20 protein-coding genes and 1 tRNA gene are annotated in these 21645 nt (G+C 63.6%); 19 read left to right on the top strand and 2 right to left on the bottom strand.

Annotated elements, in window-relative coordinates; translation table 11 throughout:
- Positions 1–122: 122 nt before the first annotated feature.
- The 15 genes from thrS (at position 123) to PCQ86_RS12905 (ending at position 15196) form a co-directional block, all read left to right on the top strand.
- Positions 123–2042 carry a threonine--tRNA ligase gene (thrS, locus tag PCQ86_RS12975; protein ID WP_270173921.1) on the top strand — a complete coding sequence of 640 codons (1920 nt, stop codon included), beginning with the start codon at positions 123–125 and terminating at the stop codon, positions 2040–2042.
- Between the two features lie 65 nt (positions 2043–2107).
- A complete protein-coding gene (gene infC / locus PCQ86_RS12970) occupies positions 2108–2719 on the top strand; it encodes a translation initiation factor IF-3 (protein ID WP_270173920.1) in 612 nt (203 codons plus the stop codon).
- A gap of 173 nt (positions 2720–2892) precedes the next feature.
- Complete coding sequence (gene rpmI, locus PCQ86_RS12965) at positions 2893–3096, top strand: 50S ribosomal protein L35 (protein WP_011805603.1); 204 nt, start codon at positions 2893–2895, stop codon at positions 3094–3096.
- 26 nt (positions 3097–3122) lie between these two features.
- Positions 3123–3482: a 50S ribosomal protein L20 gene (gene rplT, locus PCQ86_RS12960; protein WP_005795139.1), complete on the top strand. Its 360-nt coding sequence runs from the start codon at positions 3123–3125 to the stop codon at positions 3480–3482.
- A 102-nt stretch (positions 3483–3584) separates the two neighbouring features.
- Positions 3585–4637, top strand: a complete 1053-nt coding sequence (gene pheS / locus PCQ86_RS12955; RefSeq protein WP_011805602.1) for a phenylalanine--tRNA ligase subunit alpha — start codon at positions 3585–3587, stop codon at positions 4635–4637.
- Positions 4638–4758: 121 nt separating this feature from the next.
- Positions 4759–7203, top strand: coding sequence for a phenylalanine--tRNA ligase subunit beta (pheT, locus tag PCQ86_RS12950; protein WP_270173919.1), 2445 nt, complete (start codon positions 4759–4761; stop codon positions 7201–7203).
- On the top strand, positions 7200–7550 hold the full coding sequence (locus PCQ86_RS12945) for an integration host factor subunit alpha (RefSeq protein WP_103737589.1): 351 nt from the start codon (positions 7200–7202) through the stop codon (positions 7548–7550). The genes pheT and PCQ86_RS12945 overlap by 4 nt, the downstream gene beginning before the upstream one ends.
- Before the next feature lie 100 nt (positions 7551–7650).
- Positions 7651–8079, top strand: coding sequence for a MerR family transcriptional regulator (locus tag PCQ86_RS12940; protein WP_103737590.1), 429 nt, complete (start codon positions 7651–7653; stop codon positions 8077–8079).
- A 27-nt stretch (positions 8080–8106) separates the two neighbouring features.
- A tRNA-Pro gene (locus PCQ86_RS12935) sits at positions 8107–8183 on the top strand.
- A gap of 238 nt (positions 8184–8421) precedes the next feature.
- Positions 8422–9594: a glutamine-hydrolyzing carbamoyl-phosphate synthase small subunit gene (carA, locus tag PCQ86_RS12930; RefSeq protein WP_011805598.1), complete on the top strand. Its 1173-nt coding sequence runs from the start codon at positions 8422–8424 to the stop codon at positions 9592–9594.
- Between the two features lie 21 nt (positions 9595–9615).
- Positions 9616–10017: a hypothetical protein gene (locus PCQ86_RS12925; RefSeq protein ID WP_011805597.1), complete on the top strand. Its 402-nt coding sequence runs from the start codon at positions 9616–9618 to the stop codon at positions 10015–10017.
- Positions 10018–10027: 10 nt separating this feature from the next.
- The gene (gene carB / locus PCQ86_RS12920) at positions 10028–13279 is read left to right on the top strand and encodes a carbamoyl-phosphate synthase large subunit (RefSeq protein WP_270173918.1); all 3252 of its coding nucleotides are present in this window, start codon (positions 10028–10030) and stop codon (positions 13277–13279) included.
- A 127-nt stretch (positions 13280–13406) separates the two neighbouring features.
- Positions 13407–13883, top strand: coding sequence for a transcription elongation factor GreA (gene greA, locus PCQ86_RS12915; RefSeq protein ID WP_011805595.1), 477 nt, complete (start codon positions 13407–13409; stop codon positions 13881–13883).
- A gap of 11 nt (positions 13884–13894) precedes the next feature.
- Positions 13895–14308 carry a DUF4149 domain-containing protein gene (locus PCQ86_RS12910; protein WP_220638839.1) on the top strand — a complete coding sequence of 138 codons (414 nt, stop codon included), beginning with the start codon at positions 13895–13897 and terminating at the stop codon, positions 14306–14308.
- A 6-nt stretch (positions 14309–14314) separates the two neighbouring features.
- Positions 14315–15196: a Kdo hydroxylase family protein gene (locus PCQ86_RS12905; protein ID WP_270173917.1), complete on the top strand. Its 882-nt coding sequence runs from the start codon at positions 14315–14317 to the stop codon at positions 15194–15196.
- Between the two features lie 57 nt (positions 15197–15253).
- Here PCQ86_RS12905 and PCQ86_RS12900 read toward each other — a convergent pair whose 3' ends face one another.
- Both PCQ86_RS12900 and PCQ86_RS12895 read right to left on the bottom strand, forming a co-directional pair.
- Entirely contained in the window at positions 15254–16021 is a 768-nt protein-coding gene (locus PCQ86_RS12900) for a glycosyltransferase (RefSeq protein WP_270173916.1), read from the bottom strand.
- Between the two features lie 11 nt (positions 16022–16032).
- The gene (locus PCQ86_RS12895) at positions 16033–16506 is read right to left on the bottom strand and encodes a YhbY family RNA-binding protein (protein WP_011805591.1); all 474 of its coding nucleotides are present in this window, start codon (positions 16504–16506) and stop codon (positions 16033–16035) included.
- Between the two features lie 77 nt (positions 16507–16583).
- Between PCQ86_RS12895 and PCQ86_RS12890 the strand changes: the two genes are divergently transcribed.
- From PCQ86_RS12890 to glmM, 4 genes are all read left to right on the top strand, one after another.
- Positions 16584–17246: an RlmE family RNA methyltransferase gene (locus PCQ86_RS12890; RefSeq protein WP_172206700.1), complete on the top strand. Its 663-nt coding sequence runs from the start codon at positions 16584–16586 to the stop codon at positions 17244–17246.
- A 143-nt stretch (positions 17247–17389) separates the two neighbouring features.
- Positions 17390–19309, top strand: a complete 1920-nt coding sequence (gene ftsH, locus PCQ86_RS12885; protein ID WP_011805589.1) for an ATP-dependent zinc metalloprotease FtsH — start codon at positions 17390–17392, stop codon at positions 19307–19309.
- A 71-nt stretch (positions 19310–19380) separates the two neighbouring features.
- On the top strand, positions 19381–20232 hold the full coding sequence (folP, locus tag PCQ86_RS12880; protein WP_270173915.1) for a dihydropteroate synthase: 852 nt from the start codon (positions 19381–19383) through the stop codon (positions 20230–20232).
- A 12-nt stretch (positions 20233–20244) separates the two neighbouring features.
- Positions 20245–21579, top strand: a complete 1335-nt coding sequence (glmM, locus tag PCQ86_RS12875) for a phosphoglucosamine mutase (protein ID WP_123676411.1) — start codon at positions 20245–20247, stop codon at positions 21577–21579.
- Positions 21580–21645: the final 66 nt, after the last annotated feature.

Here is a 21645-nt window from a genome sequence, read left to right as displayed (position 1 = left end):
GTTCGCGCCTGCACGAGATTTCTCTCGCCCCCATAAAAGCGCGGACCTGTACCGCGCTTTTTGCTTTCTGAACCCCAGTCAAGCGCAGCTCACCTACCGAAAAAGACTCGATAAGGATTTCCATGATTCACATTACGCTTCCCGACGGTTCCCAGCGAGAGTTTGCTGGTCCCGTGACTGTGGCGGAGGTGGCTGCCTCCATCGGTTCGGGCCTGGCCAAAGCGGCGCTCGCCGGCAAGATCGGGGACAAGGTGGTGGATACCAGTTACCAGATCACGCAAGACAGCCCGCTGTCCATCGTGACGGCCAAGGATGCCGACGGCCTGGAGGTGATCCGCCACTCCACGGCCCACCTGCTGGCCTATGCGGTCAAGGAACTGTTTCCCGATGCGCAGGTGACCATCGGGCCGGTGATCGAAAACGGCTTCTACTACGACTTCTCGTACAAGCGTCCGTTTACGCCGGAAGACTTGGCCGCCATTGAAAAGCGCATGGCGGAACTGGCTGCGAAGGATGAACCAGTGGTGCGCCGTGTATTGCCTCGGGACGAGGCGGTGGCGTACTTCAAGGGCCTGGGCGAACACTACAAGGCCGAGATCATTGCCAGCATCCCGACGAATGAGGACGTGAGCCTGTACCGCGAGGGCGGCTTTGAAGACCTGTGCCGTGGCCCCCACGTACCCAGCACCGGCAAGCTCAAGTTCTTCAAACTCATGAAGGTGGCGGGCGCCTATTGGCGCGGCGACCACCGCAACGAGATGCTCCAGCGCATCTATGGCACGGCATGGGCCACGAAGGAAGAACTGCAGGAGTACCTGCACATGCTGGAAGAGGCCGAGAAGCGCGACCATCGCAAGCTGGGCCGTGAGCTTGACCTGTTCCACATCGACGAACATTCGCCTGGTACCGTGTTCTGGCACCCCAAGGGCTGGACGCTGTGGCAGGAGGTGGAGCAGTACATGCGCCGCGTATACCGCGACAACGGCTACCAGGAGGTCAAGGGCCCGCAGATCCTGGACAAGACGCTGTGGGAAAAAACGGGACACTGGGACAAGTACCGCGACAACATGTTCACCACTGAGAGTGAGAAGCGCGACTACGCTCTCAAGCCGATGAACTGCCCGGGCCATATCCTGATCTTCAAGCAGGGCATCAAGAGCTACCGCGACCTGCCGCTGCGCTACGGCGAGTTCGGCCAGTGCCACCGCAACGAGCCCACGGGTGGCCTGCACGGCATCATGCGCGTGCGCGGTTTCACGCAGGACGATGGTCACATCTTCTGCACGGAAGACCACATCCTGGCCGAATGCACAGCTTACACAGCGTTGCTGCAAAAGGTCTACAAGGACTTCGGCTTCCACAACATCATCTACAAGGTGGCCACGCGCCCCGAAGCACGCATCGGTTCCGACGAGAGCTGGGACAAGGCCGAGCATGCGCTGATGGAAAGCCTGCGCGCGTCGGGTTGCGAATTCGAGATCGCTCCCGGCGATGGCGCCTTCTATGGCCCGAAGATCGAGTACACGCTCAAGGACGCGATCGGACGGCAGTGGCAGTGCGGCACCATGCAGGTGGACTTCTCGATGCCCGAGCGGCTGGATGCAGAGTACGTGGGCGAGGATGGCGGGCGCCATCGGCCGGTGATGCTGCACCGCGCCATCGTGGGCAGCCTGGAGCGCTTCATCGGCATCCTGATCGAAGAACACGCCGGGGCCTTGCCCGTTTGGCTTGCGCCCGTACAGGTGGCGGTGCTCAATATCACCGATGCACAGTCCGATTACTGTCGTGAAATCGCCGCAAAGCTGCAAAAAGCGTTGCCGAATCAAGGCCTTAGGGTGGTGACTGATCTGCGTAACGAGAAGATTACGTATAAAATACGGGAGCATTCGCTGCAAAAGCTGCCCTACATCCTCGTCGCCGGCGACAAGGAAAAGGCTGCAGGGGCTGTGGCAGTGCGTGCCCGGGGTAACAAAGACCTCGGCGTGATGTCCCTCGACGCATTCGTCGATCTGATCGCGCAGGACATTGCCTCCAAAGTCTGAATCATTGCTTGAAGCGCATCCCTGGTGCGTAAGCTGCTACGCTTTTCGTAGCTTTTTAATTGAAGGTGAGAGCCATCGCTACCGAATTTCGTGACCGTCGCCAGCGCGAGGAGCGCAAGCATCGACTGAACCGTGAAATCATGGCGCCTGAAGTGCGCCTGTCCGGTCCGGACAACGAGCCCCTGGGCATCGTCAGCCTGCAAGAGGCCCTGCGCATGGCGGGCGAGCTGGATGTGGACTTGGTTGAAATTGCAGCCACGGCTAATCCCCCGGTCTGCCGCCTGATGGACTATGGCAAGTTCAAGTATCAGGAGCAGAAGAAGGCGGCCGAGGCGAAGGCCAAGCAGACGGTCATCGAGATCAAGGAAGTCAAGTTCCGCCCTGGTACGGACGATGGCGACTACAACATCAAGCTGCGCAACATCCGCCGGTTTCTGGCGGAGGGCGATAAGTGCAAGATCACGCTGCGCTTCCGTGGCCGCGAGATCACGCACCAGGAGCTGGGCCTGGCATTGCTCAACCGCTTGAGGGATGACCTGGGCGACACCATTTTGGTGGAGCAGTTTCCCAAGCTGGAAGGTCGCCAAATGATCATGATGATCGCGCCGGCCCGCAAGAAGCCGGCAGTTAAATCTGCCGCCGAAAGCGCTCCCGCCGCTGGCGACAACGCTGCGTAAGCAAGGAGATTTGGCGGGCGCCCCCTAAGAAAGGGTGCCGGCCGATAGGCGGCATGCAAGTGCCGCCGCACGGCGAGCCGCAAGGCGCGTCGTTTGAAAAAGTGGCTCGGGGCCAACAAGGTTGCACAGCGGTGTGCAAACGCCTCACGAGCACAACCAACAGGAGCATTCACATGCCCAAGATGAAGACCAAGAGCAGCGCGAAGAAGCGTTTTCGCGTTCGTCCAGGCGGTACGGTCAAGCGTGGCCAAGCTTTCAAGCGCCACATCCTGACCAAGAAGACCACGAAGAACAAGCGCCACCTGCGTGGCATTGTGAACGTGCACGAAGGCGATATGGGTTCCATCGCAAAGATGCTGCCCTCCGCTGGCCTGTAATCAACTGACGAACAAGGAGAAAACACATGCCTCGCGTCAAACGTGGTGTAACGGCCCGCGCCCGTCACAAGAAGGTCCTCGCCCTTGCCAAGGGCTTCCGTGGTCGCCGCGGTAACGTCTTCCGCATCGCCAAGCAGGCGGTGATGAAGGCGGGGCAATATGCCTACCGTGACCGCCGCACCAAGAAGCGCGTGTTCCGCCAGTTGTGGATCGCCCGTATCAACGCCGCTGCCCGTGAACTGGGCCTGACCTACAGCCAGTTCGCCAACGGCCTGAAGAAGGCATCCATCGAGATCGACCGCAAGATGCTGGCCGACCTCGCGGTGCATGACAAGGCTGCCTTTGGCAGCATCGTGGAGCAAGTCAAGGCCAAGCTGGCTGCTTGAGTTCACGATTGGTAGCTATAAATTCTATAGCTACTAGCGCGCAAACAACAAGGGCTAGGGCTTGAAAAGGCACTAGCCCTTGTTTCTTTTTCAAGAGTCGATATGAACGAGTTGGATTCCTTGGTGACGAGCGCGCGCGAGTCGTTCGCGCGTTCCGCAACCCCTGCCGAACTGGAGAACGCCAAGGCGCAGTTCCTGGGCAAGTCAGGCCGCCTGACCGAGCTCATGAAGGGCATGGCGCAGCTCTCGCCCGAGGAGAAGAAAACCCGCGGCGCCGCCATCAACGTGGCCAAGCAGGCCGTGGAGGCAGCCCTCGCCGCACGCCGCCAGGAGCTGGCGGACGCCGAGCTGCAGGCACAGCTCAAGGCCGAGGCGCTGGATGTGACGCTGCCGGGCCGCCAGCGCGGCCGCGGCGGCCTGCATCCCGTGTCGTTGACGCTGGAGCGCATCGAGCGGATCTTCGGTTCGATGGGCTTCGAGGTGGCGGACGGCCCCGAGATCGAGACCGACTGGTTCAACTTCACGGCGCTGAACACGCCCGAGGACCACCCCGCCCGGTCCATGCACGACACCTTCTACGTGGAAGGCGGCACACCCGAAGCCCCCAACCTGCTGCGCACGCACACCAGCCCGATGCAGGTGCGCTACGCCGTGCAGCATGTGAAGAAACACCGTGGCCTGATCGACGCCGGCCAGGCCATGCCCGAGATCCGCGTGATCGCTCCGGGCCGCACCTACCGCGTGGACTCCGACGCCACGCACTCGCCCATGTTCCACCAATGTGAAGGCCTGTGGATCGGCGAGAACGTGAGCTTCAAGGACCTGAAGGTCGTGTTCACGGACTTCTGCAAGACCTTCTTTGAAAGCGACGACCTGGTGCTGCGCTTTCGCCCCAGCTTCTTCCCTTTCACCGAGCCCAGCGCCGAGATCGATATCCAGTTCCAGTCGGGCCCGTTGGCCGGCAAGTGGCTGGAGGTGGCGGGCTCCGGCCAGGTGCACCCCAACGTGGTGCGCAACATGGGGCTGGACCCCGAGCGCTTCATCGGCTTTGCCTTCGGCATGGGGCCGGACCGACTGACCATGCTGCGCTACGGCGTGAACGACCTGCGCCTGTTCTTCGACGGCGACATCCGTTTCCTGTCGCAGTTCCAGTAATGCAAAAAAGTGAGCTGCCAGCGCTTGTTAAGCTTACTCTTCAATATGTTTTCATGTGGAAAACAATAGGTAGCAAGCGCTAGCAGCTCTCTTTTCAAGAGCACGCCAAAGAAGTCTGACTATGCAATTCCCCGAATCCTGGTTGCGCGAGTTCTGCAACCCTCCGCTCACCACCCAAGAACTGGCCGATACCCTGACGATGGCAGGGCTGGAGGTCGAAGAGCTGCAGCCCGTGGCGCCGCCGTTCACGAAGATCGTCGTCGGCGAGATCAAGGATGCCCAGCAGCACCCCAATGCCGACCGCCTGCGCGTGTGCCAGGTGGATGTGGGGCAGGGCGAGCCGCTGACCATCGTCTGTGGCGCGCCCAATGCCCGCGTGGGCATCAAGGTGCCGTGCGCCATGGTGGGTGCGGAGCTGCCGCCCGGCGAGGATGGCAAGCCGTTCCTCATCAAGGTGGGCAAGCTGCGCGGTGTGGAGAGCTTTGGCATGCTGTGCTCGGCGCGCGAGCTGAAACTGTCGGAGGACCATGGCGGCCTGCTGGAACTACCGGCCGACGCGCCGCTGGGCCAGGACATCCGCCAGTACCTGAACCTGGACGACACGCTGTTCACGCTCAAGCTCACACCCAACCTGGCGCATTGCCTGAGTGTCTACGGCATCGCGCGCGAGGTGTCCGCGCTGACGGGCGCGCCGCTGAAGGCGCCGCAGTTTCCCTCCATGGCCACCGCGATCGATGACCGCTTGCCCGTGCGCGTGAGCGCGCCTGACCTGTGCGGGCGCTTCTCCGGCCGCGTCGTGCGCAACGTCAATACCCAGGCCGCCACACCGCAGTGGATGGTGGACCGCCTGGCGCGCTGCGGCCAGCGCAGTGTCTCGCCGCTGGTGGACATCTCCAACTACGTGATGTTCGAGTTCGGCCGCCCGTCGCACATCTTCGATCTGGACAAGATCCATGGCGGCCTGGAAGTGCGCTGGGGCAAGGCCGGCGAACAACTCAAGCTGCTCAATGGCAATACCGTCACTGTCGATGAGAAGGTGGGCGTGATCGCCGACGAGCGCGAGGTGGAGTCGCTCGCCGGCATCATGGGTGGTGACGCCACGGCTGTGTCGGATGACACGCGCAACATCTACGTCGAGGCGGCCTTCTGGTGGCCAGAGGCCGTAGCCGGCCGCTCGCGCCGCTACAACTTCTCCACCGACGCCGGCCATCGCTTCGAGCGCGGCGTGGATCCCGAGCTGACCGTGGAGCACATCGAGCGCATCACGCAGCTGATCGTCGACATTTGCGGTACGCCAGAGACGGCATGCGCTCCCATTGATGATCAGCGCGTCAACATGCCCGTGCAAACACCGGTGCGCATGCGCATCGCGCGTGCGGCCAAGGTGATCGGCATGCCGCTCACGCAGGCGCAGTGCGTGGATGCGCTGAGGCGCCTGGGCCTGCCGCTGCAGGAGGAAGAGGGTGCCGTGACGGTCACGCCACCGTCGTTCCGCTTCGACCTGCGCCTGGAGGAAGACCTGATCGAGGAAGTGGCGCGCGTGGTGGGCTACAACAACCTGCCCACCACCCCGCCGCTGGCGCCGATCACGCCCAAGCTGTGCGCAGAATCGCGCCGCAGCAGCTTCGCGGTGCGCCGTGAACTGGCGGCATTGGGCTACCAGGAGACCATCAACTTCAGCTTTGTCGAAGAGCATTGGGAAAAGGAACTGGCCGGCAACGCCGCGCCGATCAAGCTGCTCAACCCCATCGCCAGCCATCTGAGCGTCATGCGCTCGTCGCTGCTGGGCTCTTTGCTGCAGGTGCTCAAGTTCAACTTGGACCGCAAGGCCGGCCGCGTGCGCGTGTTCGAGCTGGGGCGGGTGTTCCTGCGTGATGCGAGCGTGCAGAACACCGACCGCACGGTGGAAGGCTTCGCGCAGCCGATGCGGGTCGCGGGCCTGGCCTATGGTGCGGCCGATGCGCTGCAGTGGGGCCGCAAGGACAAGGCGGTGGACTTCTACGATGCCAAGGGTGATGTGGAAGCGCTGCTCGCGCCGCTGCGCCCCACGTTCGAGCCAGCAGCGCATCCGGCACTGCACCCGGGCCGCTGCGCGCGCGTGCTGCTGGAGGGCCAGCCCATCGGCTTTGTGGGCGAATTGCATCCGCAATGGCGCCAGTCCTGGGACCTGCCGGCTGCGCCGATGATGTTTGAACTGGAGCTGGACGCCGTGCTGCAGCGCAAGGTGCCGGGCTTTCGCCCCGTGGCCAAGCGCCAGTTGGTGGAGCGGGACATTGCCGTGGTTGTGGCCGAGCGGGTCTCGCACGATGAGGTGATGCGCGCCATTGGCGGTGCACTGGCGGGCGATCTGCTGCGCTCCGCGGTGCTATTCGATGTCTTCCGGCCCCAGCCGCAGCGTGCGGGCGAGGCCGTGCCGGCGGGTGCTCTGGCGCAGGGCGAGAAGAGCCTGGCCATTCGCCTGACGCTGGGCAGCGACGCCGCCGCGTTGACGGACGCTGAGATCGAAGCCGCAGTGCAATCGGTGCTGCAGGCGCTGGGTACCCACACAGGAGCGAGGTTGCGATGACTCGGGGGATGGAGCCAGGACCGGTGGAGTTCGCCGTGGAAAGCCTGGAATCGCCTGCGCTGACCAAAGCGCAGCTGGCGGATCTGCTGTTCGAGCACATCGGCCTGAACAAGCGCGAGTCCAAGGACATGGTGGACGCCTTCTTCGACCTGATCGTGCAAAGCCTGGTCGACGGCCAGGACGTGAAGCTGTCAGGGTTTGGCAATTTCCAGATCCGCACCAAGGCGCCGCGCCCGGGGCGTAACCCGCGCACTGGGGAAGCCATCCCCATCAAGGCGCGACGCGTGGTGACCTTTCATGCCAGCACCAAACTCAAGGAACAGATCCAGGGGCAGGACAAAGCTTGAAGTAGTTGACCCGAACCGGTGTTTTTGGCCCAGAGATCCTGGCCGCCGGTAAGGGGCTGCAGTACGCTCCACAGTCCTGCCCGTTTTTTGCGCCATTCCCATGAGCACCTTGCTGCCACCCATTCCGGCCAAGCGCTATTTCACGATTGGTGAAGTGGCGGAGCTCTGTGGCGTCAAACCCCATGTCCTGCGCTACTGGGAACAGGAATTCACGCAGTTGCGTCCCATGAAGCGGCGCGGCAACCGGCGCTATTACCAGCACCATGAGGTGCTGATGATCCGCCGCATTCGCGACCTGCTGTATGACCAAGGCTTCACCATCAGCGGTGCGCGCAACCGGCTGCAGGAGCTGGCCCATGCGGACAAGGCGCTGCGCGATGGTGGTGCGCCGCATGCGGACGGCTTGGAAGCGGCTGTACCCGCACAGGGTGCGAACGAGGGGATGAGCGTCGCGCAGGCGGTTCCTTTGAACACGGCGACCCTGCGAAAAGAATTGGAAGAAATTCGCGCACTTCTTCTTACGGCCTGATTTTTCGGTATAGAATTCAAGTCTTGTCGGCGTGTAGCGCAGCCTGGTAGCGCACTTGCATGGGGTGCAAGGGGTCGCGAGTTCGAATCCCGCCACGCCGACCATTTATGCCAAAGGGACCACCGTTTTAACGGTGGTCCCTTTCTTCTTTGGCCCGTTTGGATCCTTGGCGGGACCAATGTCCTGTGCGCAGTGGGCATGCGTCTCTCGCGCTACAATGAGAGGCTTTCCCGCAAACAAGTCGCCCGGCCGCATCCAAAGCAATTTTCAACAAGCAGTAGCCTTCAGGAACATCGCCGTTCCTGCGGCTCCCGGGCGACCCGTAAACCATCGGAGAACCCAGTGCTTTTGTCTCTCAAGGGAACCTTCCCGCCCGCCATCCTGGCGCTCGCAGACGGCACGGTCTTTATCGGTAACTCGATCGGTGCCGCCGGCACCACGGTCGGCGAAGTGGTCTTCAATACCGCCATCACCGGCTACCAGGAAATTCTCACGGACCCCAGCTACTGCCAGCAGATCGTCACCCTGACGTATCCGCACATCGGCAACTACGGCGTCAACGCAGAGGATATCGAGGCTGAAAAAGTCCACGCCGCAGGCCTCATCATCAAGGACCTGCCGCTGCTGGCCAGCAACTTCCGCATGACCGAGACGCTGCCCGAGTACCTCGTGCGTGCCAAGACGGTGGCCATCGCCAACATCGACACCCGTAAACTGACCCGCCTGCTGCGCACCCAGGGCGCGCAAAATGGCGCCATCGTCGGCTTGGCGGCTGGCGAGGCCGTGACCCAGGCGCGCATCGACGAAGCCGTGGCCGCGGCGAAGGCGGCGCCCAACATGAACGGGCTGGATCTGGCCAAGGTCGTGACCACGCGTGCCGCGTACGCCTGGGACCAGACTGAGTGGAAGCTGGGCGAAGGCTACGGCACGCAGACGGCCCCGCGCTTTCACGTCGTGGCCTATGACTATGGCGTGAAGCTGAACATCCTGCGCATGCTGGCCGAACGCGGCTGCAGGCTCACCGTGGTGCCCGCGCAGACCCCGGCGGCAGAGGTGCTGGCCATGAATCCCGATGGCGTGTTCCTGTCCAACGGCCCGGGCGACCCGGCGGCCTGCGACTACGCGATCACGGCAGTCAAGCAGATCATCGACAGCGGCGTACCTACCTTCGGCATCTGCCTGGGCCACCAGATCATGGCGCTGGCCAGTGGCGCCAGGACTTTCAAGATGGACAACAGCCACCATGGCGCAAACCACCCTGTGAAGGACTTGGACAGCGGCCGGGTAAGCATCACCAGCCAGAACCACGGTTTCGCGGTGGACATGGCATCGCTGCCGGCCACCTTGCGCGCCACGCACATCAGCCTGTTCGACGGCACGCTGCAGGGCCTGGAACACAAGGACAAGCCGGCCTTCTGCTTCCAGGGGCACCCCGAGGCGTCACCCGGTCCGCACGACATTGCCTACCTGTTCGACCGCTTCACCACTCTGATGCAGGCCGCCAAGGCCCAGTAAGCCCAAAAGGAAACCGGCGCCATGAAACTCTTCAGCTTCCCGGCTGCAGCGCTTGAGAAAGCCATTCACAAGCGCGTGCTGACATTGCCTCCAATGCACCGCGAGTGGTTCACCGAACGCTGGCAGCAAAAGCCCTACAAGAAGTCTTTCGTCGAGAACAAGGCCATGCCCCTGGTCACGCTGATCGCCAAGGGCAAGACCTGGGACGATGCGACCTTCGCAGAGGCCATGCAGGAGTGGGACGTGACGTTCTACGAGGCAGAAGCCGAAGTGTTGCGACCCCTGGTTCAGGGCGACGGCCTGCTGCAGCTGATGCAAAAGAACCTCCCCGCCGAGCGGGCCCAGGCGCTGCTGGACAGGCTGAATACGCGGCGCCCCGCAGCGGTGTCTGCCGCCCCAGCCTCCGCCCCAGCGACCGATTGATAGACATACCATGCCAAAACGCACAGACATCAAAAGCATCCTCATCATCGGCGCCGGCCCGATCATCATCGGCCAGGCCTGCGAGTTCGACTACTCGGGCGTGCAGGCCTGCAAGGCGCTGCGCGAGGAGGGCTATAAGGTCATCCTGATCAACAGCAACCCCGCGACGATCATGACCGACCCGGCCACGGCCGACGTCACCTACATCGAGCCCATCACCTGGCAGACGGTCGAGAAGATCATCGCCAAGGAGCGCCCCGACGCCATCCTGCCCACCATGGGCGGCCAGACCGCGCTGAACTGCGCGCTGGACCTGTGGCGCAACGGCGTGCTGCACAAGTACAAGGTCGAACTGATCGGCGCGACGCCCGAGGCCATCGACAAGGCCGAAGACCGCCTGAAGTTCAAGGATGCGATGACCCGCATCGGCCTTGGGTCGGCGCGCTCCGGCATTGCCCACAGCATGGACGAGGCCTGGGCCGTGCAGAAGAACGTGGGCTTCCCCACCGTCATCCGACCCAGCTTCACGCTGGGCGGCACGGGCGGCGGGATCGCCTACAACCCGGAAGAGTTCGAAACCATCTGCAAGCGCGGCCTGGAAGCCTCGCCCACCAACGAGCTGCTGATCGAAGAGTCGCTGCTCGGCTGGAAGGAGTACGAGATGGAGGTCGTGCGCGACAAGGCGGACAACTGCATCATCGTGTGCTCGATCGAGAACCTGGACCCAATGGGCGTGCACACGGGCGACTCGATCACCGTGGCACCCGCGCAGACGCTGACCGACAAGGAATACCAGATCATGCGCAACGCCAGCCTGGCAGTGCTGCGCGAGATCGGTGTCGACACGGGCGGCTCCAACGTGCAGTTCTCGGTGAACCCGAAGGACGGCCGCATGATCGTGATCGAGATGAACCCACGCGTGTCGCGCTCGTCGGCGCTGGCCTCCAAGGCCACGGGCTTCCCGATCGCCAAGGTCGCTGCCAAGCTGGCCGTGGGCTATACGCTCGATGAACTGAAGAACGAGATCACCGGCGGCGCCACACCTGCGTCGTTCGAGCCCTCCATCGACTACGTCGTCACCAAGATCCCGCGTTTTGCGTTCGAGAAATTCCCAGCGGCCGACAGCCGCCTGACCACGCAGATGAAGTCCGTAGGCGAGGTGATGGCCATGGGCCGCACTTTCCAGGAGTCCTTCCAGAAGGCGTTGCGCGGCCTGGAGGTGGGCGTGGATGGCATGAATGAGAAGACCCAGGACCGCGAGTTGCTCGAGAAGGAACTGGGCGAGCCGGGACCTGAGCGTATCTGGTACGTGGGTGACGCGTTCGCCATGGGCCTGTCGGTGGACGAGGTGCATGACCTCACCAAAATCGACAAGTGGTTCCTCGTGCAGATCGAGGAGATCGTGAAGATCGAACTCGACCTGGATCAACTCACGGCCGAGAAGGGCGATGGCGCGCTGGCCTCGCTGGATGCGGACACGTTGCGCGCGCTCAAGAAGAAGGGCTTCTCCGACCGCCGCCTGGCCAAGCTGCTCAAAACCAACGAGAAGGCTGTGCGCGAAGCGCGCCATGCGCTGAATGTGCGCCCGGTGTACAAGCGCGTGGATACCTGCGCCGCCGAATTCGCCACCAATACCGCCTACATGTATTCGACCTATGAGGACGAATGCGAAGCCGAGCCCACCAACCAGAAGAAGATCATGGTGCTGGGTGGCGGCCCCAACCGCATCGGCCAGGGCATCGAGTTCGACTACTGCTGCGTGCATGCCGCCCTCGCCATGCGCGAGGACGGGTACGAGACCATCATGGTCAACTGCAACCCCGAGACTGTCTCGACCGACTATGACACGTCGGATCGCCTGTACTTCGAACCGCTGACGCTGGAAGACGTGCTGGAGATCGTGGACAAGGAAAAGCCCGAGGGCGTGATCGTGCAGTACGGCGGCCAGACGCCACTGAAGCTGGCGCTAGGCCTGGAGGCCGCTGGCGTGCCGATCATTGGCACCACCCCCGACATGATCGACGCCGCCGAGGACCGCGAGCGTTTTCAGAAGCTGCTGGGCGACCTGGGCCTGCGCCAGCCGCCCAATGCCACTGCGCGTACCGAACCCGAGGCGCTGGAGAAGGCCGCTGCCCTGGGCTACCCGCTGGTGGTGCGCCCCAGCTACGTGCTGGGCGGCCGTGCCATGGAGATCGTGCATGAGCAGCGCGACCTGGAACGCTACATGCGCGAAGCCGTCAAGGTAAGCAACGATTCGCCCGTGCTGCTGGATCGCTTCCTCTCCAATGCCATTGAGTGCGATGTGGATTGTGTGCGCGATGCCTCCGGTGCCGTGTTCATCGGCGGCGTGATGGAGCACATCGAACAGGCTGGCGTGCACTCGGGCGACTCCGCCTGTTCGCTGCCGCCGTACTACCTGAAGGCCGAGACGGTGGACGAGATCAAGCGCCAGACCGCGGCCATGGCCCATGGCCTGAATGTGGTGGGCCTGATGAACGTGCAGTTCGCAATTCAGGAAACTGACGACGGTGATGTGATCTACGTGCTGGAAGTGAACCCGCGCGCTTCGCGCACGGTGCCGTTCGTCAGCAAGGCCACGGGCATCCAGTTGGCCAAGGTGGCGGCGCGCTGCATGGCCGGCCAGACCCTGGCCAGCCAGGGCATCACCAAGGAAGTCACGCCGCCGTACTTCAGCGTGAAGGAGGCCGTGTTCCCCTTCGTCAAGTTCCCGGGCGTGGACACCATTCTGGGCCCCGAGATGAAGTCCACCGGCGAAGTCATGGGCGTGGGCAAGACCTTTGGCGAGGCCTTCGTCAAGAGCCAACTGGGTGCGGGTACGCGCCTGCCGCGCTCGGGCAAGGTGTTCCTCACCGTGAAGAACGCCGACAAGCAGCGCGCGGTGGCGATCGCCCGCGACCTGGAGGCCATGGGCTTCGAGCTGCTGGCCACCAAGGGAACGGCCGCGGCCATCGAGGCCGCCGGCGTGCCGGTGCAGGTGGTCAACAAAGTGACCGAAGGCCGCCCGCACATCGTGGACATGATCAAGAACGACGAGATCGCCATGGTCATCAACACAGTGGAGGAGCGCCGCAACGCGATTGCCGATTCGCGCGCGATCCGCACCAGCTCGCTGCTGGCACGCGTGACCACCTTCACGACCATCTTCGGCGCCGAGGCAGCCGTGGAAGGCATGAAGCACCTCGACAATCTGGACGTGTATTCGGTGCAGGAACTGCACGCCCGCCTGGCGGCTGCAGCCTGAGCGCGGCACCGGGTTTTAGGGGATGACCGCCGCGGCAAACGCGGCATAATCGCCCTTGATTTGTGAGACCGCCGCGCGGCAACGCGCGGCGGTTTGCTTTTTGCATCTGGAATCTGGAGACGGACCCATGGCCACCATTCCCATCACCAAGCGCGGCGCAGAGAAACTCAAGGAGGAACTGCACCGCCTCAAGACCGTCGAGCGGCCTGCCGTGATCAGCGCCATTGCGGAGGCGCGCGCGCAGGGCGATCTGAGCGAAAACGCCGAGTACGAAGCCGCCAAGGACCGCCAGGGCTTCATCGAAGGCCGCATCATGGAGATCGAAGGCAAGCTGTCGGCGGCCCAGATCATCGACCCCTCGGCGCTGGACGCTGGCGGTCGCGTGGTCTTCGGCGCCACGGTGGAGCTGGAGGACGAGGACACGGGCGACGCCGTGAAGTACCAGATCGTGGGCGAGGACGAAGCCGACTTGAAGCACGGCCTGATCAATGTTTCCAGCCCGATCGCGCGCGCGCTCATCGGCAAGGAAGAGGGCGACACGGCCGAGGTGCAGGCGCCTGGGGGCGTGCGGCGCTACGAAGTGGTGGCCGTCAGCTACATCTGAGGGTGCACGCCATGCGCGAACGCCTGCCCGTGCTGGCTGCGGCCCTGTGGTGGGGTAGCCTCACGGCCATGGGCTTCGTGGCCGTGCCGATGCTGTTCGTCTACCTGCCCACGCCGAGTATGGCGGGGCAGATGGCAGCCCGTTTGTTCGAGGCGCAGACTTATATTTCGATAGCGTGTTGCGCTTGTCTGTTGGTGCTTTCCAAAAGAAAACACGCGGAAACCGAGGAGCAGTGGGCGCGAGCAGCTATGGTTTTTGTGATCCTCGGCCTGCTGCTGGCCTTGCTGGTGCAATATGGCGTGGCGCCGCGCATCGTGGCGCGCCAGAACCTGCGGCTGTGGCACAGCGTGGGCAGTGCCATGTATCTGGTGCAATGGCTCTGCGCGGGCATCACGTTGTGGAAAACTGCCAGGCAAGGAGGGTGAGCGAGCATGGAATCCCAGGTCGTACGCATCGAATCCCGTGATTGGTCGGTACCGGGGACCGACGCCTGGCGCGCTGCGCTGGAGGGCGGCAAGGTGCTGTTCTTTCCCAACCTCGCCTTCGAGGTGCAGCCTGACGAGCGCGCCCTGCTGCGGCCCGACATCCGCGACCCTGGTGCGCGCAACATCAGCCTGAATGTTGACGGCAGCCTGAAGGGCGCGGTGGGCGACGCCGCCACCCAGGCGCAGTTGACGGCCATGATCACGCGCTTTCGGGCGCAGGCGCTGGGCTTGATCGAGGCACTGCTGCCGCATTACACCTCTGCGCTGCGACTGGCCCCCACCAGCTACCGGCCGATGCAGGTGGAAAGCCGCCAGCAATCCTGGCGGGCCGACGACCGGCGGCTGCACGTGGATGCGTTTCCCTCGCGCCCCAACTATGGCGAACGCATCCTGCGCGTGTTTGCCAACGTCAACCCCGACGGGGCGCCCCGTGTGTGGCGCGTGGGTGAGCCCTTCGAAGCCATGGCGCGTAAGTTCCTGCCACGCGCCAAGCCGTATTCGGCGTGGCAGGCCAAGGTGCTGCAGGCGCTGCGTGTGACCAAGTCCTTTCGCAGCGAGTACGACCACCTGATGCTGCAACTGCACGACGGCATGAAGGGCGACCTGGAGTACCAGCGCACCAGTCCGCAGGAAACGGTGCCGTTTCCTGCGGGTTCGGTATGGGGGTGCTTTTCGGACCAAGCCACGCATGCGGTCATGTCCGGCCAATACATGCTGGAGCAGACATTGCACCTGCCCGCGTCGCATGCGTATGACCGGGAAGCGAGCCCCTTGGCGATCCTCACGCGATTGACGGGCCGGCCGTTGCACGGCGTTCCGACGGCCTAACCGGCGCCTTGGCGCTGACGGTTCCTCTCCGCCCCGCTTCGTGGCGGGGCGACCTCGTCATTCGTGCCAGTGGCGCGCCACCCAGCGTGCGGGCTGGATGTGGTGAAAGCGCTTGTTGCGCCGTCCCTCCAGCGCATCCGGCGGATTGCATTCGCCGTGGAAGATCATGATGCGTGCGCCTTCGGGCACGAAGGGCTCGCGCCAGTAGTTGCTCGGCCACACGGGAATGCCGTCGTACTTGAAGCTCGGGCACCAGCCTTCAGGCCAGTACGACAGCTTGCCCTGGGCATGCAGGAAGCGTGACAGAAAGGCCTGCTCGTTGCGATAGCTGGCCTGCACCTCGTCCATGTGCGTGCGGAAGTACGCCAGCACATCGGCATGCGCGCCCAGTTCAAAGCGGTAGACCGAGGAGTTGCCCGTGATCCGCTGGCCAAAGCGCCAGAAACGGGGGTAGTCGTGGATGATGAGAAATTCACCCGGCTGCTCGAAGAAGGGATCCAGCCCGCCCACGATCACCACGTCGAGGTCGAGGAACAGCGCTGTGCCGCGCAGGCCGTGCAGGTCGGCCTCGAAGGTCGTGAGCTTCTTCCAGGCGCCGTCCCGCTGGCCGGGCGCCAGTTGCAGATTCAGCGGCGGGATGGGCAGGCACTGCACCTCGGGGCGTATGCCCGCATCGTCGTCGGTGAGGCAGACGAAGTTGAACTCGCCACTCAGGTGGCGGCGCACCATGGCGTAAAGCCGGTTGACGTACTCGGGGCCATATTTCGCGCCCCACTTCATGCAAAGGATGTGGCGCTGGTGCTGCTGCGGCTGCGGTGCGTTCATAGGATCTAGGGTCAATCGGCCTGGCGTTTTTTCACCGACTTCTGCTTGGGCTTGGCGCGCTTGATCTGCCCGCCAGGCGTCAGACGCTGGTTACCCAGCACACGCAGTTGCTTGACCTCGGGGCGCTGGCCGCCGCGCTTGCTGAACTTGAGTACCTTCACATCGCGGGGACCGGGCATGCGGTCTTCGTCGATGGCTTTCTCTTTCGCAGGAATGGGCCGCCACAGCACCAGCAGCTTGCCGATATGCTGGATGGGTGCGGCGTTCAGCGCATCGGCCAGTTGCTGATACATCTCCTCGCGTGCGGCGCGGTCGTCGTTGAAGACGCGCACCTTGATGAGTCCATGGGCCTTGAGTGCGGCATCGATCTCCTTTTGAACGGCGGCCGTAAGTCCGTCGCCACCGATCAGGACCACGGGGTCCAGATGGTGGGCATTGGCGCGGTGTTCCCGGCGCTCGGCGGGAGTCAGTTGAATTTGAGGCATACCCGTATTATCTCAACGCTCCGGCAATGGCCGGCATACTGCTGTCCCCCGATCCGGGGCGGCGCACCGATCTATCCATGAAAGCCCAGACCAAAAGCAAGAAGGTGAACAAGGCATGGCTTCACGACCATGTCAACGACACCTACGTCAAGCTCGCCCAGAAGGAGGGCTACCGCGCACGCGCCGCCTACAAGCTCAAAGAGATCGACGAACAGCTCGGGCTGATCAAGCCCGGCCATGTGGTGGTGGATCTTGGGTCGTCTCCGGGGGCCTGGAGCCAGTATGTGCGCCGGCGGCTGTCGCCCGACGGGGCTGCCGTGGGGCAACTCAACGGCGTCATCATCGCGCTGGACATCCTGCCGATGGAGCCGATTGAAGGCGTCACCTTTTTACAGGGGGATTTTCGGGAGGAAGAGGTGCTGGCAGGCTTGCAGGAGGCCGTGCAAGGGCGGCCCGTGGATGTGGTGGTGTCGGATATGGCGCCCAATCTGTCGGGCGTGGAGTCGGTGGATGCCGTGCGTATCGCGCACCTGATCGAGCTGGCGGTGGACTTTGCCGTGCACCATCTGAAGCCTGAGGGGGCACTGGTTGTGAAGCTGTTCCACGGCAGCGGTTACTCCCAGCTGGTGCAACTCTTCAAGGACACCTTTCGCGTGGTCAAGCCGATGAAGCCCAAGGCCTCGCGCGACAAATCATCGGAGACCTTTCTGGTGGGCATGGGGCTCAAGCGTCAAGGTTGACCGCAGCGCCTTGACCATGGCCTGTGCCGGGGTTAATGGGCGGTGCTGGCGGGTTGAAACGCCTAAAATGAACCCCAATTGCGTTAGGACGTTTCCATGACAGTGTCGTGGCCGGCCTCCCACTTCTGAATCTGGAGTTCCGCTTGAACAATCAGTGGTTTTCAAAAGTCGCCGTCTGGCTGGTCATTGCCATGGTGCTCTTTACGGTGTTCAAACAATTTGACACCCGTGCGGGCGCGGGCGCCGGAACCATCGGCTATTCGGAATTCCTGGAAGAGGTGCGCAGCAACCGCATCAAGAGCGCGACCATCCAGGAAGGGCAGGGCGGCACCGAGATCGTGGCGGTCACCAATGATGACCGCCGCATCCGCACCACGGCCACCTACCTCGACCGCGGCCTCGTGGGCGACCTGATCAACAACAACGTCAAGTTCGACGTCAAGCCGCGCGAAGAAGGCTCGCTGCTCATGACCCTGCTGGTCAGCTGGGGCCCCATGCTGCTGCTGATCGGCGTGTGGGTGTACTTCATGCGCCAGATGCAGGGCGGCGGCAAGGGTGGTGCCTTCAGCTTCGGAAAGTCGAAGGCGCGCATGCTGGACGAGAACAACAACACCGTCACCTTCGCGGACGTGGCGGGCTGCGACGAGGCCAAGGAAGAGGTGAAGGAAGTGGTCGACTTCCTGAAGGACCCGCAGAAATTCCAGAAGCTCGGTGGCCGCATCCCGCGTGGCCTGTTGCTGGTCGGCCCTCCGGGCACCGGCAAGACGCTGCTGGCCAAGTCCATTGCTGGCGAAGCCAAGGTGCCGTTCTTCAGCATCTCGGGCTCCGACTTCGTGGAAATGTTCGTCGGCGTGGGTGCGGCGCGTGTGCGCGACATGTTCGAGAACGCCAAGAAGAACGCCCCCTGCATCATCTTCATCGATGAAATCGACGCCGTGGGCCGCCAGCGTGGCGCTGGCCTGGGCGGTGGCAATGACGAGCGCGAGCAGACACTGAACCAGATGCTCGTCGAGATGGACGGCTTCGAGACGAACCTGGGCGTGATCGTCGTGGCTGCGACCAACCGTCCCGACATCCTGGACGCTGCCTTGCTGCGCCCCGGCCGTTTCGACCGCCAGGTCTATGTGACGCTGCCTGATATTCGTGGGCGTGAGCAGATCCTGGGTGTGCACATGCGCAAGATTCCGGTAGGGCAGGACGTGAACCCCGCCATCATTGCGCGCGGAACGCCCGGCATGTCCGGCGCAGACTTGGCCAACCTGTGCAACGAAGCAGCGTTGATGGCTGCACGGCGCAATGCGCGCACCGTGGAGATGCAGGACTTCGAGAAGGCCAAGGACAAGATCATCATGGGCCCTGAGCGCAAGACCATGGTCATGCCCGAGGAAGAGCGCCGCAACACGGCCTACCACGAAGCAGGCCATGCGCTGATCGGCAAGTTGTTGCCGAAGTGCGACCCGGTGCACAAGGTCACCATCATTCCGCGCGGCCGCGCGCTGGGCGTGACCATGAGCCTGCCCGAGAAGGACCGCTACTCCTACGACAAGGAGTACATGCTGAACCAGATCGCCATGCTGTTCGGCGGGCGCATTGCCGAAGAAGTGTTCATGAACCAGATGACCACGGGCGCCAGCAATGACTTCGAACGCGCCACGTCCATCGCGCGCGACATGGTGATGCGCTACGGCATGAGCGAGGCCCTGGGGCCCATGGTGTACGCGGAGAACGAAGGCGAAGTGTTCCTGGGCCGTTCGGTGACCAAGACCACCAATATCTCCGAAGAAACCATGCAGAAGGTGGATGCTGAGGTGCGTCGCATCATCGACGAGCAGTACGGATTGGCACGCCGCCTGATCGAAGAGAACCAGGACAAGATGCACGCCATGGCGAAGGCCATGCTGGAGTGGGAAACCATCGATGCCGAACAGCTGGACGACATCATGGCCGGCCGGGCGCCTCGCCCGCCCAAGGACTGGACGCCGCGCACCCCTCCTTCGGGTGGTGATGGTTCCAGCGGCGGCACTCCGGCCGTCAAGCCGGACCCGGCGCCCTCCGCCGCCTGACAGCGGTTTGGCATGAAGAACGGGGCCTCGCGCCCCGTTTTCTGTATTTCACGGCTCTCACTCACTCACGCATGCGCTGGCAAACCACACGTTTCGACGTGGACCTCACGCGTCCCCAGGTCATGGGGATCGTCAACGTCACCCCAGATTCCTTCTCAGACGGCGGCCGGCATGTTGATACGCGGGGAGCGTTGCGGCACTGCGAGCAGCTGATCAAGGATGGCGCGGATATCCTGGACATCGGCGGTGAATCCACGCGCCCGGGTAGCCCGGCGGTGCCGCTGGAGCAAGAGCTGGCGCGCGTCGTGCCGCTGGTGGTGGAGGCGGTGCGCCTGGGGGTGCCAGTCTCGGTCGACACCTACAAGCCCCAGGTCATGCAGGCGGTGCTGGACCTGGGGGCGGACATCGTCAACGACATCTGGGCGTTGCGCCAGCCAGGGGCGGCCGGGATCGTCGCCGCCCATCCGCGCTGCGGCGTGTGCCTGATGCATATGCACCGGGACCCGCAGACCATGCAGGCCACGCCCATGGAGGAAGATGTGGTGCCGTCAGTGCTCTATTTTTTGGAGCGCTCAGCGCAGGAACTGCAAGCGCTGGGCGTGGAAAAGGCCCGCATCGTACTCGACTATGGCATTGGGTTCGGCAAGACAGTCGAGCAAAATTTCGCCCTGCTGGCCCGCCAGCCCGAGCTCCTGGCCTTGGGCTACCCGTTGCTGGCCGGCTGGTCGCGCAAATCGTCCATCGGTTCCGTCACTGGCCTGCCTGTGCACGAACGCATGGCACCAAGCGTTGCCGCGGCCGTGCTTGCCGTGGAGCGCGGTGCGCGGGTGGTGCGTGTGCATGACGTACGCGACACCGTGGCGGCGCTGGCGGTGTGGAGCGCGATGCGGCAGCAGGACACCGGCGCCGCCATTTCCCAGTAATCAAGGAATTTCATGACCCGCAAGTATTTCGGCACCGATGGCATCCGCGGCACGGTGGGGCAGTCGCCCATCACCCCCGACTTCGCGCTGCGCTTGGCACATGCGGTAGGGCGTGTGCTGCGCCGCACGCAGGAGCGTCCCACGGTGCTCATCGGCAAGGACACGCGCATCTCCGGCTACATGCTGGAAAGCGCGCTGGAATCGGGCTTCAACTCGGCGGGTGTGGATGTCGTGCTGCTGGGGCCGCTGCCCACGCCGGGCGTGGCCTACCTCACGCGTGCCCAGCGTGCGAGCCTGGGCGTGGTCATCAGCGCCAGCCACAATCCATACCCCGACAACGGCATCAAGTTCTTCAGTGCGCAAGGCACCAAGCTGCCCGACGCATGGGAAGAAGAGGTGGAAGCCGCCCTGGAGCAACCGCCCGTGTGGGCCGATTCCGCATCGCTGGGCAAGACGCGACGGCTGGATGACGCCGCCGGCCGTTACATCGAATTCTGCAAGAGCACTTTTGCCAACGACCTCACGCTGCGGGGCCTGAAGATCGTCGTGGATGCCGCACATGGCGCGGCTTATCACATCGCGCCCAAGGTGTTCCATGAACTGGGGGCCGAGGTCCTGGCGATCGGGTGCGCGCCCGATGGACTCAACATCAACCATCAGGTGGGCGCCACGCATCCGGACGCGCTGGTGCGGGCCGTGCGTGCCAACCATGCTGACTACGGCATTGCGCTGGACGGCGACGCGGACCGCGTGCAAATGGTGGATGCGGCGGGGCGGCTTTTCAACGGTGACGAACTGCTCTACGTGATGGTCGCCGCCCGGCTGGCGCGCGACGAGCATGTGCCCGGCGTGGTCGGCACCTTGATGACCAACATGGCCGTGGAAGAGGCCCTGCAGCGGCGCGGCGTGAAATTCATGCGCGCCAAGGTGGGGGACCGCTATGTGCTGGAAGAACTCCAGCGCCAGCATTGGCTGTTGGGCGGGGAGGGCTCGGGCCACCTGCTCGCGCTGGACCGGCACACCACGGGCGATGGCCTGATCAGCGCGTTGCAGGTGTTGCAGGCGTGCGTGCGCAGCGGCAAAACGCTGGCACAGCTGCTCGCGGACGTGCCGTTGTTTCCTCAGGTGTTGCTCAACGTACGCTTGAACCCGGGACAGGACTGGAAAACCAACCCTGTGCTCGCGGATGCCATCCGCGACGCAGAGGCCGAATTGGGCGCCCATGGCCGCGTGCTGGTACGCGCCAGCGGCACGGAGCCACTGTTGCGCGTGATGGTGGAGGCACGTGAGGCCGAGCAGGCGAACCGCTGCGCACAACGCATGGCAGACGCGGCGCGTGCGGGCTGATTTGCTATTGTTAGTGTAGCTGCTTGCGCTTGATAGACGGGCGCTACAGGCACTTTTGAGTGTTCA

Source organism: Diaphorobacter sp. ED-3 (assembly GCF_027625375.1).
GTDB classification, from domain to species: Bacteria; Pseudomonadota; Gammaproteobacteria; order Burkholderiales; family Burkholderiaceae_C; genus Diaphorobacter; species Diaphorobacter nitroreducens.
Note: the sequence above shows the minus strand (reverse complement) of the source record. Positions and strands in the feature narration are given on the sequence as shown.

Coding starts and splice junctions, on each gene's coding strand:
- thrS (WP_270173921.1), top strand. CDS start 123: ATGATTCACATTACGCTTCCCGACGGTTCCCAGCGAGAGTTTGCTGGT.
- rpmI (WP_011805603.1), top strand. CDS start 2,893: ATGCCCAAGATGAAGACCAAGAGCAGCGCGAAGAAGCGTTTTCGCGTT.
- rplT (WP_005795139.1), top strand. CDS start 3,123: ATGCCTCGCGTCAAACGTGGTGTAACGGCCCGCGCCCGTCACAAGAAG.
- pheS (WP_011805602.1), top strand. CDS start 3,585: ATGAACGAGTTGGATTCCTTGGTGACGAGCGCGCGCGAGTCGTTCGCG.
- pheT (WP_270173919.1), top strand. CDS start 4,759: ATGCAATTCCCCGAATCCTGGTTGCGCGAGTTCTGCAACCCTCCGCTC.
- PCQ86_RS12945 (WP_103737589.1), top strand. CDS start 7,200: ATGACTCGGGGGATGGAGCCAGGACCGGTGGAGTTCGCCGTGGAAAGC.
- PCQ86_RS12940 (WP_103737590.1), top strand. CDS start 7,651: ATGAGCACCTTGCTGCCACCCATTCCGGCCAAGCGCTATTTCACGATT.
- PCQ86_RS12925 (WP_011805597.1), top strand. CDS start 9,616: ATGAAACTCTTCAGCTTCCCGGCTGCAGCGCTTGAGAAAGCCATTCAC.
- carB (WP_270173918.1), top strand. CDS start 10,028: ATGCCAAAACGCACAGACATCAAAAGCATCCTCATCATCGGCGCCGGC.
- greA (WP_011805595.1), top strand. CDS start 13,407: ATGGCCACCATTCCCATCACCAAGCGCGGCGCAGAGAAACTCAAGGAG.
- PCQ86_RS12910 (WP_220638839.1), top strand. CDS start 13,895: ATGCGCGAACGCCTGCCCGTGCTGGCTGCGGCCCTGTGGTGGGGTAGC.
- PCQ86_RS12905 (WP_270173917.1), top strand. CDS start 14,315: ATGGAATCCCAGGTCGTACGCATCGAATCCCGTGATTGGTCGGTACCG.
- PCQ86_RS12900 (WP_270173916.1), bottom strand. CDS start 16,021: ATGAACGCACCGCAGCCGCAGCAGCACCAGCGCCACATCCTTTGCATG.
- PCQ86_RS12895 (WP_011805591.1), bottom strand. CDS start 16,506: ATGCCTCAAATTCAACTGACTCCCGCCGAGCGCCGGGAACACCGCGCC.
- PCQ86_RS12890 (WP_172206700.1), top strand. CDS start 16,584: ATGAAAGCCCAGACCAAAAGCAAGAAGGTGAACAAGGCATGGCTTCAC.
- folP (WP_270173915.1), top strand. CDS start 19,381: ATGCGCTGGCAAACCACACGTTTCGACGTGGACCTCACGCGTCCCCAG.
- glmM (WP_123676411.1), top strand. CDS start 20,245: ATGACCCGCAAGTATTTCGGCACCGATGGCATCCGCGGCACGGTGGGG.